This is a genomic window from Bradyrhizobium cajani, from assembly GCF_009759665.1.
Classification (GTDB): Bacteria; Pseudomonadota; Alphaproteobacteria; order Rhizobiales; family Xanthobacteraceae; genus Bradyrhizobium; species Bradyrhizobium cajani.
Map to the genome: position 1 here is coordinate 1 of NZ_WQNE01000058.1, position 12971 is coordinate 12971.

The 12971-nt window shown below is 64.8% G+C and carries 11 protein-coding genes; 3 read left to right on the plus strand and 8 right to left on the minus strand.

The genetic code is table 11. From position 1 onward, the window contains the following. Positions 1-493: 493 nt before the first annotated feature. The gene (locus GPL20_RS36830) at positions 494-910 is read right to left on the minus strand and encodes a hypothetical protein (protein ID WP_157337342.1); all 417 of its coding nucleotides are present in this window, start codon (positions 908-910) and stop codon (positions 494-496) included. 418 nt (positions 911-1328) lie between these two features. Between GPL20_RS36830 and GPL20_RS36835 the strand changes: the two genes are divergently transcribed. Together GPL20_RS36835 and GPL20_RS36840 are read left to right on the plus strand one after the other, a co-directional pair. Further along, entirely contained in the window at positions 1329-1778 is a 450-nt protein-coding gene (locus tag GPL20_RS36835) for an ester cyclase (protein WP_157337344.1), read from the plus strand. 144 nt (positions 1779-1922) lie between these two features. Then, positions 1923-2891: an alpha/beta hydrolase gene (locus tag GPL20_RS36840; RefSeq protein ID WP_246251267.1), complete on the plus strand. Its 969-nt coding sequence runs from the start codon at positions 1923-1925 to the stop codon at positions 2889-2891. Positions 2892-3150: 259 nt separating this feature from the next. Here the strand turns inward: GPL20_RS36840 and GPL20_RS36845 are convergent, their stop codons facing one another. The 7 genes from GPL20_RS36845 to GPL20_RS36875 form a co-directional block, all read right to left on the minus strand. Further along, positions 3151-4791 (minus strand): amidase family protein, encoded by a 1641-nt coding sequence (locus GPL20_RS36845; protein WP_254126435.1) that lies wholly within the window; start codon positions 4789-4791, stop codon positions 3151-3153. 252 nt (positions 4792-5043) lie between these two features. Continuing rightward, the gene (locus tag GPL20_RS36850) at positions 5044-6540 is read right to left on the minus strand and encodes an ABC transporter substrate-binding protein (protein WP_157337350.1); all 1497 of its coding nucleotides are present in this window, start codon (positions 6538-6540) and stop codon (positions 5044-5046) included. Between the two features lie 54 nt (positions 6541-6594). Beyond that, the gene (locus tag GPL20_RS36855; RefSeq protein ID WP_157337352.1) at positions 6595-7605 is read right to left on the minus strand and encodes an ABC transporter ATP-binding protein; all 1011 of its coding nucleotides are present in this window, start codon (positions 7603-7605) and stop codon (positions 6595-6597) included. Next, complete coding sequence (locus tag GPL20_RS36860) at positions 7602-8615, minus strand: ABC transporter ATP-binding protein (protein ID WP_167533366.1); 1014 nt, start codon at positions 8613-8615, stop codon at positions 7602-7604. Before GPL20_RS36860 ends, GPL20_RS36855 begins: the two co-directional genes overlap by 4 nt. Positions 8616-8617: 2 nt before the next feature. Beyond that, positions 8618-9505, minus strand: a complete 888-nt coding sequence (locus GPL20_RS36865) for an ABC transporter permease (RefSeq protein ID WP_254126437.1) — start codon at positions 9503-9505, stop codon at positions 8618-8620. Next, the gene (locus GPL20_RS36870) at positions 9502-10452 is read right to left on the minus strand and encodes an ABC transporter permease (protein WP_157337358.1); all 951 of its coding nucleotides are present in this window, start codon (positions 10450-10452) and stop codon (positions 9502-9504) included. Before GPL20_RS36870 ends, GPL20_RS36865 begins: the two co-directional genes overlap by 4 nt. Positions 10453-10536: 84 nt before the next feature. Then, positions 10537-11958: an amidase gene (locus tag GPL20_RS36875; protein WP_167533369.1), complete on the minus strand. Its 1422-nt coding sequence runs from the start codon at positions 11956-11958 to the stop codon at positions 10537-10539. Between the two features lie 121 nt (positions 11959-12079). Between GPL20_RS36875 and GPL20_RS36880 the strand changes: the two genes are divergently transcribed. Then, a complete protein-coding gene (locus tag GPL20_RS36880) occupies positions 12080-12967 on the plus strand; it encodes a LysR family transcriptional regulator (protein WP_157337362.1) in 888 nt (295 codons plus the stop codon). Positions 12968-12971: the final 4 nt, after the last annotated feature.

A 12971-nucleotide genomic window follows, 5' to 3' on the forward strand; every position in this document is an offset into this window, starting at 1 on the left:
ATGACGCTGATCCATTACCGACACCTCACTCCAAGGCATGGACGGCCTCCCGAATCGACCAATCCAGCCATGTTGATGTGTCAGCTATGTCTCCGAACACCCGTCAGTGATCTGTCCGGGCTAAACACTTGTCCCGGCCATCCACGCCTTGCATTGGTGTGCTAAGCAGAATCCTTTAACAGAGACGAAATTGCGATGTCGTTAGCCTCAAACGCGATCGCTTTAATTTGGCCGTTGGGCATAATGAGTCTAGGCGTTGCCGACGCCTGGTTCATCCGGCAGATGCGCCGAAATCTGGCGCCCGGATTGGCTCAATTCAAGGGCTATTCAGATCGGCGCCTTGAGGGGCGCCGCCCCGCCCTTTGGCGCGATCCGTCCGCCTACAGCGAGCGAGGCAGAAGATACCGACGCTGGGCCGTCGTGGTCGAAGTCTTGTTTCTTCCTTGGTTCTTCGGCGGACTGTTGGTGTGGGCGCCAAGATGAAGTCCGAACGCTAACGGCCTGTAGTCGTCGCAGGTCTTTCTCCCCGGATACCACAACCGGTGCAGGTGGAGTCGAAATGTTGAAGTACGGCTGCGATAACCAAGAATAGCAGCGTGCACCCTACAAAGGCTGTCAGCCCTGCACGTGACTGATATCTCGCGATCATGGCTGCTTCGGGCTCGCCATATCCGAGCTCTTTGATCCAGACTTCGCGCGCTCTTCGCTGAACGCCCCCCATGCCGTTCGAACGAACAAACATGTAAGTCGATCCCCTTCTCCAGACCGCCACCTGTCTTTTTGCCATTCCGATGCACAGATAAAACGACGCGAACGAAATGCCGATTACCGAAATTACGGTTATCGCGGCTATCAGATCACGAAACATCTGAAGATTCCCTTCGCCGGAAGCACTCAGCACGACACCCACGACACCTTCGGTATCGTGTCATGGTAGCAACCTGATCGTGATCTGCAAACGTCAGCGATGGGCGCAAAGCCGACATTCGCGGGCATTTCGAGCCACGGCGAGAACATCGTCGCGAACGTCATCAGGTGGTAACGCCAACAACTCCCAAGCATTCATCACTGCGAACGATTCACGGCCTGGACGCTTCGCGCGAATACCTTCGCTCCAACCAGTGTCAACGACGTTGGCCGTGAAGAGATGCGATGGAAACGAAAATCCGTGTCGGAAAACGGGTGGTTGGAACATCGATCGTGCACTAGGTGAAAGGGACGATGTCACGCGGCAAGAGTTTGAACGGGACTCTGAGTTTACGACCGAAGGCCGCGGCGTACGTTTCACTTACGAACTGTGGGGGCATGCAATGGAGAAGGAATTACGAATGTCGAAGGAAGAGGACAATAAGGCCGTTGTAGGCCGTTGGTTCAAGGAGTTCTGGGGCAATCCCTGGAACCCCGATATCGTCGAAGAACTCGCCGCGCCTGACATACTGTTGCAGTATTCGCTGCATGAGCCGCGCCGCGGTCGCAAGGACGTGAAGGAATTCATGATTGGATTCCGCGATGCATTTCCAGATCTCAACTTTTGGGGCTCTGCGGACTTGATCGCGGAAGGCGATTACGTCGTCGGTCGTTGGGAAGGCGGCGGCACACACACCGGCTCTGCTTTCGATGACTTCATCGTCGGATCATTGCCGGCGGCTTCCGGTCGGAAAATGCGCTTCACCGGAATCACCGTGCTGCGCGTCGAGAACGGCAAAATCGTGGAAGAGGTCGGCCTGGACGACGGCGCGACCGCGCTGCAGCAGCTCAACATCTTGCGCGCGGCCTGATCAATCGTGATGGCCCGTCTCCGACGAGGTTGGTAACAGCCATCCGGAAGCGAGCCGGACCGGTGTCATTCCCCGATTCGGTTCGCTGCCTGATGGGCCGCAGGCCGCGTTACCAGGAATCAAGGAGGACAAGCTTCAATGAGTATGAGTCGCAAAGAACTAACGTTCGCCTCCGGCAATGCTACATGCGCTGCGTGGTTGTACCCCGCGGCGGCGGACAAAGGGGCGAGACCTATCATCATCATGGCCCACGGGTTGACCGGCACACGCCGAGACCGTCTTGGCGCGTTCGCCGAACGGTTTGCGGCCGCCGGTATCGCGGCGCTCGTCTTCGACCATCGAGGCTTTGGCGATAGCACGGGCGAGCCGGACCTATTCGAGCCATCTCTTCAGTTGGAAGACTGGCGCGCTGCCATCGCGTTTACTCGTTCTCTACCCGGTATCGATGCCGGACGCGTGGCGACGTTTGGTTCCTCGTTAGGCGGGGGCAACGCGCTCGCCGCGGCAGCAGAGGACACCCAGGTGGCCGCGGTTATCAGCCAGGTTCCATATCTCGACAGGGTCACCCAGACCTACACCAAACCTCAGCACGTCGTGGAGGAAATGAAGACTGCGGCAGCCGAAGGTCGCTATTTGGCTGCCGTTGGTCAGCCCCATGAGGCGGCATTCATCAGCGCGCCCGGAGCTGAGGTCGGTTGGCGTCGTGTTGTCGCAATCGGTGAGGAATCTCAGTGGCGAAACCGCGTCTCGACGTCTTGGCTGCTAGGTCCTCCATACAGTCCTATCCGACATGCCGCCTCGCTTCACTGTCCCTGGTTGGTTTGTGTCGCTGCGGACGATCAGGTTGCCAAGCCCGGGCCTGCAATTGAGGCCGCGCGCCAAGCGCCTAAAGGTGAGCTCCGCATCTATCCAGGCGTCGATCATTTCGACATCTACGATGGACCGTCCCACGAGGCAGTGGTCGCGGATGAGATCGAATTTCTTCACCGCCATCTTCTAGGCCGAAGCCTCTGCGGAACAACTAAAGCAGCTTCGGAACTGGCGCGGGTTTATCTACCGTTGGCCTCGGGTGAAAATCCAGCTGGCGAAGGTACGGCGAAAGCACGAAAGTAGCGTCGGCGAACGCATGTCCGCGAACCAGGCCTCTTCTCCATCGCTCTTGAGATGGGTCCACAGCAAGCCCCCGGGAATGGCCGTTTCCGGCGCAAAGCGGACATTCTGCGGACACGCCATTTCTGCTGTGGGTCCACAAGACGGCATTCCGCGACCGGGGGCGCATGTCCGCTATACTTTCGAGGCAGACATCCGAATTCATGCGTGCTGCTCCACGGAATGCTGCCTCTCGACAAGCGTGCGAGGAGGCCTGTGAACTCTAGAGCGTTGGCAAGCCGGGCGGCGGCTTGCGCATGTTGGAGGCCTGCTCATAGGCATAGGCCAGACGCAACAGCTTGTGCTCGCTCCAGGCACGGCCCGCGAAGGTGATGCCGAGCGGATAGTCCGGCGTATCCTTGCCGTCGACCCCGGAGGCGAAGCCGCAGGGCACCATGACGCTGGGATAGCCTGCCCTGGCGGCGATCGCGGCGCCTCCGCTGCCGGGGAACAGCACCGCATCGAGCTTGTGCTGGTTCATGTAGGCATCCATGCCGCGGGTCCTGGCGCTGAGCAGATCCATGGCAAGTGCCGCCTTGTACTCACGTTCGCGTAAATCGCCTCTGGTCATGTTGGCGGCGAGGAAGTTGTCCTGGCCAAAGCGTAGCGCCCTCTCCGCGTTCGCCGCGTTGAAGGCGACGATGTCGGCGATGCTCCTGATTGTCGTGTTGGTCGCCCAATCCCTGAGGTAAAGGTTGAGATCGCGCTTCAATTCGTAGAGGAAAACGATCCGCTGCGGGACGGGATTGCCCTTGCTGCCGCTCAGCGGATTGCGGTTGAGTACAGCCATGATCGTACCTGGTCCGCTCATCCAGCCGGCCGTCGGCATGCTGGCGCGCACGATGACGGCGCCGAGGTCTTCCAGCACCTTGATCGCCTCCGCCATCACCTTCGCTGATCTCGGCGGCAGCCTGCCGTAGAAGGGATCGTTCAGCGGGTCGGCGGGGGCGCTCGGCACGCCGATGCGCGTGCCCTTCATTGCATCGTGCGTGAAGTCGGCGGTGTAGTCGGCTGGGCGCCGCTGGCGCTCCGTCGCCGCATCGCGCGGGTCCTTCGCCGCCAGCACGTTGAGGAGCAGCGCCGCATCGCGCACGGTGCGCGCCATCGGCCCTGCGGTGTCCAGACTGTGCGCGATCGGCACGATGCCGGCGCGGCTGATCAGTCCGACGGTCGGCTTGACGGTGACGAGGCCATTTTGGGTGGCAGGGTATAGCAGCGAGCCCGAGGTCTCGGTGCCGATCGACGCCGCGCACAGACCGGCCGCCACCGCGACCGCCGAGCCCGCGCTCGATCCGCCCGGGGACACGACCGGGATGTCGTCATCGTCCACCAGCGTCGGCGCGTAGGGGTTCTTCACCTGGCCGCCCAGCGACGAGTAGCCCGAGGGCATGTCGATCGCGAGCATGTTGGAAAACTCGGTCAGGTTCGCCTTGCCGAGGATCACTGCGCCGGCATTTCGCAGCAGCTTGACGATCGTGGCGTCACGCCTGGCGCGTGCCCCCTCCAGCGCCAGCGAGCCCGCCGTCGTCGGCTGCTTGTCGCCGGTCGCAATGTTGTCCTTCAGCAGGATCGGGAGGCCCGCCAGCGGCCGCCTGGCCGATGGTTTTGTGCCGTCGAGCTTGCCCGCAATCGCGAGCGCATCGGGATTGAGTGTGCGCACCGAGTTGAGCGCCGGCCCGCCGCGATCGTAGGCCTCGATGCGCGCGAGGTAGGCCTTGGTCAGCGTCGTCGCATCGACCTGCCCATTGGCCAGGGCCTGAGCGATATCGCTCATCGATGCATTGTCGAGTCTTGGGGTGATCGGCGCTTCGGCGCCAGGGGCCGCCGCGACGATGCCGGCATCGCGACGGGATGGCTTCTTCACGGCTGCCTCGCCTGACGGCGCGTCCCTAACCATGAGGCCGCGATGATGGCATCATGCCAGTGTTTTGCCCGACGGGTCAACGTCTCGGCGCATCGCGCGGACCATTCAACTGCGCAACGCGCAAGCCATTGAAATGACTACCCCCGGCTACTGTGCATGGGGTTGTTTTTCAGATTTTTGTTTTGGGCCGCTGTCACCTCTCCCATAGGGAGAGATTGACATGAAGGCTATCTCGACCTGATCGAGCGCGCCCTACTCCCAATACCAGGTCGAGAAATCGTTCTCGAACTGCGGGACTTCCTTCCAGACGCCCTTCAGCTTCTTGTTGGTGATGGTGATGAGCTGCGGCTGGTACAGGAAGCCCGCGACCGCGTCGGTCGCCAGCATGCGCTGGGCATCGCCGAGCAGCTTGGCGCGGCCGGCTTCGTCCGGCGTTGCGACGATCTGCTTGTAGAGCGCGTTGAACGCCTCGTTGTTGTAGCCGAGATAGTAGTCCGGCTCGGTGATCTTGACGAGGTCGAACGGCTCGACGTGGCTGACGATGGTGAGATCGTAATTATGCGGACCGTTGGCCGCGAACACCTGCGACAGCCATTGCGCCCATTCGACGTTTTCGATTTTGGCGACGATCCCGACCTTGGCGAGCTGGGCTGCCAGAATCTCGCCGCCCTGCCGCGCATAGGACGGCGGCGGCAGCTTCAGCGACAATTCCAGCGGCGTAGTGACGCCGGCCTCGGCGAGCAGCTTCTTGGCCTTCTCGGGATCGTAGGGGTTGATGCCCGTGGTGTCGACATAGCCGAGCGCGCCTGGCACATAGAAGCTGCCGATCGGCGTGCCGAAGCCGTCGACGGCGCCGTCGATCATCGCCTTGCGGTCGATCGCGGCGAGAATGGCGCGGCGGACGCGGACGTCGTCAAGCGGCTTCTTCTTCTCGTTGATGCCGACGATGGTCTTGGCGCGGGAGCCGCCGACCATGACATTGAAGCGCGGATCGGCCTTGAACTGCGCCAGGGTGCGCTGTGCGGCGACGCGCGGGAACGCGTCGACGTCGCCCGAGAGCAGCGCAGCGGCCTGCGCGGCCGGATCGGAGATGAAGCGGATCGTCACCTTCGACAGCTTGATGGCCGAAGCGTTGCGGTAGCCGGCCCACTTGCTCAGCGTGATCGACGAGCCCTTGGCCCAGGCGCTGAGCTGATAAGGCCCGGTGCCGACCGGCTGCGTGACGTTGGTGGCAGCGCTCTTCGGCTCGACGATCGAGCCGCTCGCCTGCCCGAGCAGGAACGGCAAGTTCGGCTCGCCATATTTCAGGGTGATCACGACCGTGTCGGCGTCGGGCGCCTCGACCTTCTCGAAGGCCTGGTACAGGCTCTTGTCCTTGTTGGTGCTGGTCGGCGCCCCGTTGCGCTCGAACGAGAACTTCACCGCGGCGGAATCGAACGGCTCGCCGTTGTGGAATTTGACGCCCTTGTGCAGCTTGAACGTATAGGTCTTCAGGTCGGGCGATGCGGTCCAGCTCTCGGCCAGCAGCGGCGAGACGGAGCCATCCTCGTTGATCTTGGTCAGGGTCTCGTAGATGTTGTAGAGCGTGACCTCGGCGATCGCGGCGGCCGCGGCGTTGGTCGGATCGAGCCCCGGCGGCTCCAGCGCCATCGCCATGACGACGCTGTCCTTCTTGCTCTGCGCCAGCACCGGCAGCGGCGCAGCGGCAAGCATGGCAGCAAATGCGACGATCGACAATTTCCTCAACATGCGTAACTCCCCGGCCTGCTGACTTCCCAGCCTACGCCAATCCTGCTCTGGAGACTAACCTTCCATGGCCGCCTGCGGCAACGCCATCACGGCTTCGGCCTTGTGGCAGGCGGCAAGGTGCCCCTCGCCCACCTTGCGTAACCCAGGCGCGACCTCGCGGCAATGCTGGTCGGCAAGGGCGCAGCGCGAGACATAGGGGCATCCGGTCGCAGCCGCCGATTGCGAGGCGATCGCCTGCGCCCCGCGCCGCCGCCGGCCGCCTCCGGCGCGCGCCCGCGGCACAGCGTCCAGCAGCGCCCGCGTATAGGGATGGGCGCAGCGCTCGAACAGATCCTCCGGCCGCCCCTGCTCGACAATGCGGCCGAGATACATCACCGCGACCTCGTCGCAGAGATAGTCGACGACGGCGAGGTCGTGGCTGATCAGGATGTAGCTCAGGCCGAACTGCTCCTGGAGGTCCTGCATCAGGTTCAGGACCTGCGCCTGCACGGAGACGTCCAGCGCGGAGACCGGCTCGTCGGCGACGATCAGCTTCGGCTGCGTGATCAGCGCGCGCGCGATCGCGATGCGCTGGCGCTGGCCGCCGGAGAATTCGTGCGGATATTTGTCCATGTCGGCATCGCGCAAGCCGACCTGGCGCAGCGCCGCGGAGACGCGTTCGCGGAATGTGGTGCGATCGGCCCCTTCCAGCACGGTCAGCGGCTCGGCGACGATGCGCGCGATGGTCTGGCGCGGATCGAGCGAGCCGTAGGGATCCTGGAACACCATCTGGAAATCGCGGCGTGCACGGCGCAGCTCGTCCGCAGGGAGACGGTTGAGATCGCGCCCGAGCAGTGCGACCTGCCCGGAGGTCGGCCGCTCCAGCGCCATCACCACGCGCGCAAAGGTCGACTTGCCCGAACCGGACTCGCCGACAATGCCGAGGCTCTTGCCGGCATCGACCCGCACGCTCACGCCGTTGAGCGCGTGCACCTGGCCGGGCGGACGGAACAGGCTTTCGCGTGGCAGCGTGTAGCGCTGCACCAGATCCTTCACGTCGAGAAGCGGTTCGACTGCGGCGATCATGCGGACAGCGCTCCGACGCGTTCGGCCATGGAGACGTCCGTCCTGATGCAGCGCACGAAGTGGCGAGGTCCGACGTCCACCATCGGCGGAAGCGCGGCGCGACACTGATCGATCACGAGCGGGCATCGATCGGAGAAGGTGCAGCCGGACGGCAAATCGGCGAGCTCCGGCACCGTGCCCGCGATCGTCTTCAGCCGCGTCCCCTTGCGCGCGCCGAGCTTCGGCCGGGCGCGGAACAGGCCCTGCGTGTAGGGATGCCCCATCCGGCGGAACACCTCGTCGGTCGGCCCGCTCTCGACGACGGTGCCGCCATACATCACCATCATCCGCTGCACGTTCTCGGCGATGACGCCGAGATCGTGCGAGATCAGGATCATCGACATGCCGCGCTCCTCGACGAGATCGGCGATGAGGTCGAGGATCTGGCCCTGGATGGTGACGTCGAGCGCGGTGGTCGGCTCGTCCGCGATCAACAGGTCCGGCTCGCAGGCGAGCGCCATGGCAATGGTGATGCGCTGGCGCTGACCGCCAGAGAACTGGTGCGGATAGGCGTCGACGCGCCGTGCCGGATCGGGCAGCCCGACGCGGTCGAGCAAGGCGATCGCCTCGCGCCGCGCCTGTGCCGCAGAGTACTTCTTGTGACGCCGCAGCGGCTCGGCGACCTGATGGCCGATCGCGTGCATCGGATTGAGCGCGGTCATCGGCTCCTGGAAGATCATGCTGATGCGGTTGCCGCGCAGACGGCAATAATCGGCATCCGAACGCCCAACGAGCTCATCGCTATCAAGCCTGATGCTGCCGCTGACGCCCGCGCTGTCCGGCAAGAGGCCCATCAGGGAAAGTGCCGTGACGGACTTCCCGCAACCGGATTCGCCGACGAGCCCGAGCGTCTCGCCGCGCTTGAGAGTGAAGCTGACACCGCGCACGGCCTGCGCGGGCCCGCGGCTCGTGTTGAGGCGGACGCCGAGATTGTCGACTTCGATCAGCGGCATGTTGGAGCGCTCACCCATCGTCATCGCTCCCGCGCCAGCCGGGGATCGAGCAGGTCGCGCAATCCGTCGCCGAGCAGATTGAGACCGAGCACCGCGATCGCGATCGCAGCGCCCGGATAGACCGCGAGCATCGGCGACTGGAACAGCAGCGTCTGCGCATCGTTCAGCATGCGGCCCCAGGACGGCTGCGGCGGCTGGGTGCCGAGGCCGAGATAGGACAAGGCGGCCTCCGCGAGAATGGCGAGCGCGAACTGGATCGTGACCTGCACGATCAGGATCGACAGGATGTTGGGCAGCACGTGCTCGATGGTGATGCGGAAGCGCCCCTTGCCCGCGGCGCGCGCGGCCAGCACGAACTCGCGCGCCCAGATCGCGTTGGCCGAACCGCGCGTCAGCCGCGTCAGCGTCGGGATCTGGAAGATGCCGATCGCGACGATCGAGGTCACCATGCCCGGTCCAGCGACCGCGGCGAGCATGATCGCGGAGAGCACGGCCGGAAAGGCGAAGCTGAAATCGGCAAACCGCATGATGATCTCTTCGGTCCAGCCCCGCTTGGCAGAGGCAATCAGGCCGAGGCAGACGCCGAAGGTGAGACCGATGCTCACGGCAATGATGCCGACCATGATGGTGGAGCGGGCGCCCGCGAGCAGCAGCGAGACGATGTCGCGACCGAAGGAATCTGTGCCGAGCCAGTGCGCCGCCGAGGGCGGCCGGAGTTTCGAGGCGATGTCGATCTCGGTGGGGGGCCACGGCGTCCACACCAGCGACAGCAGCGCCGCGGCGAGCACCAGCAGGCTCAGCGCACCGCCGAGCACGAAGCTGCGATGGCGCAGCGCGCGGCGCCAGAACGTCCGGGCCGGCAGCGGCCGTGTTGCGAGCGGCGCGTCAATGGTCATGGGCGCGCTCACAGATCGTGGACCTTGATACGGGGATCGATGAAGGCATAGAGCACATCGACCACGAAATTGACGACGACGACCATGGCGGCCAGCAGCATCACGCAGTTGCGCACCACGATCAGGTCGCGGTTGGCGATCGACTGGAAGATCAGTCGCCCGAGGCCCGGAAGGTAGAACACGTTCTCGATCACGATGGTGCCGGCGAGCAGATTGGCGAATTGCAGCCCCATCACCGTCATGACGGGGATCATCGCGTTGCGCAGCACGTGGCGCCACAGCACCTCGCGCTTGCCGAGGCCCTTTGCGCGCGCGGTGCGGACGAAGTCCTCGCGCAACACCTCGAGAACCGCCGAACGGGTGACACGTGCGAGGATCGCGGCCTGCACCACCGCAAGCGAGATTGCCGGCAGCAGCAGCGACTTGAAGCCAGGCCAGATGCCATCCTCCCAGCCGGCAAAGCCGCCCGCCGAGAGCCATTGCAGCCGCACCGAGAACAACAGCACAAGAAGGATCGCGAACCAGAAGTTCGGCAGCGCGATGCCGACCTGGGTCAGCGACATCACGCCGACATCGCCGAGCTTGTTGTGATTGGCGGCGGTGTAGATGCCGGCCGAGAGTGCCAGCGTCACCGTAATGGTCATGGCCATGATCGCGAGCGGAATCGTCAGCACCAGCCGTTCCGCGATCAGGCTGGCGACCGGCGTGCCATAGACATAGCTGTTGCCGAGATCGCCGGAGAGCAGTCCCCTGATCCATTGCAGATAGCGAACCGCCAGCGGCTGGTCGAGCCCGAGCTTGACGGTGAGCGCGCGGACCGCGTCGGCCGAGGCGTCGGCGCCCATCAGCATCTGCGCGGCATTGCCGGGAAGAGCGTCCAGCACAAGGAAGATGATCAGCGATGCGCCGACCAGCGTCGCCAGCAGGGTCAGGACACGTCGGAGGACAAAGACGCTCATGCGCGCTCGGCTTCAGGGCTTGATCGCAGCACGATCAACATGTCCGGACGCCGGAGGCAAGCCCCTTGCTGCATATCCATCTTCTCAAGCGGGCCGGCGCGAGAGCAGATCGTGCGAGGCCTCGAACAGCGCGCTCGCGCGCAGCAATTCGGCGTCGCCCCGGAAACGGCCGACGAGTTGGAGCCCGATCGGCAGACCGTCGCGGCCGAAGCCGCAGGGCAGGCTGACCGCGGGATGTCCGGTCATGTTGAAGGGCATGGTCCAGGGGAACCAATGCGGCCGGACGCTGTCGAAATACTTGCCGTCGATCTCGATGGTGCCGAACAGGTCCTGCCCGATCGGCAGCGCGGTGCGGGTGATGGTCGGCATTGCCAGGAGGTGCCCGCGCGCAAGCAGCGATTGCACCCGGCGGAACAGCGCGGTGCGCGCGAACATCGCCTCCTGATAGTCGGCACCGCTGACCTCGGTGGCGAGCGCAAGCTGCTTGAGGAAGGCCTCGCTCAGCTCGTCCTTGTGCTCGGCCGCGAGCTTGGCAAAGCGCGTGCGCCAGACCGTGTGATTGATGGCGCGCCAGATCGGCTCGATGTCGAACCCGTCGCCGGAGAATTCTTCGATCTCGGCACCAAGGCTCGCCAGCCGGTCGAGGCTCGCCTTGAAGCTGGCGGCGACGTCCGAAGACACGGGCCGTCCGGGCGGCGAAGCACAGAACAGGATCTTCTGCCCGCGCAGATCACCGCGCGGCGCGGCGCTGCCGATGAAATCGGGTGCGGGAATGCCGATCGACCAGGGATCGCATGGATCCTCGCCGGCCATCGCCTGCATCATCAGCGCGGTGTCGGCGACGGTGCGCGTCGTCGGCGTGACATAGGTCTGGTTGCCGAACACGTCCAGCGCCTGGCTGTGCGGGATGACGCCGTTGCTCTGCTTCAAGCCGACGACGCCGTTGCAGGCGGCCGGGATCCGCGTCGAGCCGCCGCCGTCGGTCGCGATCGCAAGCGGCGCGATGCCGCTGGCAATGGCGACCGCCGCGCCACCGCTGGAGCCGCCGGAGGAACGCTCGGCACTCCATGCATTGCGGGTGCGGCCGAACAGAGGCGAGTCGGTCAGGCACTTGCTGCCGAATTCCGGCGTCGTGGTCTTGCCGATCAGGATCGCGCCTTGCGCGCGCAGCCGTGCGACCGCCACGGCATCCTCGGTCGGCACATTGTCTCTATAGGGAACGGCGCCGAAGGTGGTCTTCACTCCGCGCGTGTTGACGATGTCCTTGACGGTGACGGGGATGCCGTGCAGCAGGCCGAGCGGCTCGCCGGCCATCATCTTGCGCTCGGCGTCGCGCGCCGCTGCCATCGCTTCATCACCGCACAGCGTGATGAAGCAGTTCAATTTGGGCTGAAGCTCCTCGGCGCGCGCGAGCACGGCACTGACGAGCTCGACGGGCGAGATCCGCTTTTCGGCGATGAGGCCGCGCAGCTCGGTTGCGGACAAAAGACAGGGATCGCCGTTCATCGTCACATCACGCTCCGAAGCTGGCCGTCGTTGGCCCAACATTGACAGCGAGAATGACAGTTTTGTTAACTCGCCGTCCAATACGATTTTGATGGTCAACCCATACGTATTCGGTATGCCAATGGATCTTCGCCGGCTCCGCTATTTCGTCGCCGTCGCCGAGACGCGCAGCATCGGCAAGGCCGCCGAGCGGCTGCGCATGGCCCAGCCCCCGCTCTCGGTCCAGATCCGCAAGCTCGAGGCCGAGATCGGCGCGCCGCTGTTCCGCCGCGGCACCCGCGGCATGGACCTGACCGAAGCGGGCCAGGCGCTGCTGGCACGCGCCAGCGAGGCGCTGGCGCTGGCAGCCGACGGCGCCGAAGCCGCGCGCGCGGTCGCCTCGGGGCGGCGCGGTCGGCTCTCGGTCGGCTACATGTTCGTGCTGGCGAATGCGATACTGCCGCGGCTCATCCCCGAGCTGCGCCGCTCGGTGCCCGGCGTCGACCTCGAATTCGCCGAGCTCAGCGCCTCGACACGCGAGGCCCGGGTGCTCGATCGCAGCGTCACCGTCGCGCTATGCATGCCGGCCATCAACCATCCCGAGATCCAGGTGGCGCGGATCGGTGCGCAGCGCCTCATGCTCGCCATGCCGATCCGCTCGCCACTCGCCCGCCTGAGCTCCGTGCCTATGGCCCGGTTGCACGGCCGTCCGCTGATCGCGCTCCCGCATCCGGACCATGGTCCCGCTTCGTCCGCCGTGGTCCCCATGCTGCGCCGGCACCAGGTGGTGATGCCGATCGCGAGCCGCGTCGAGACGGTGCATTCGGCGATGAGCCTGGTCCTCGCCGGCGAAGGCTTCGCCATCCTGCCGGCCTGCGCGCAGCTCGGCGCGCCGCGCGGCATCGTGTTCAGGCCGCTGCGAGACGCCACCGACTCCCTCGACATCGCGGTCTGTTGGCGGCGGGATTCCCAAAGTCCGCTGATCGGAACCTTCCTCAAATGCGCCGAGAAGGCCGTCGCGCGGCTGTGAGGCG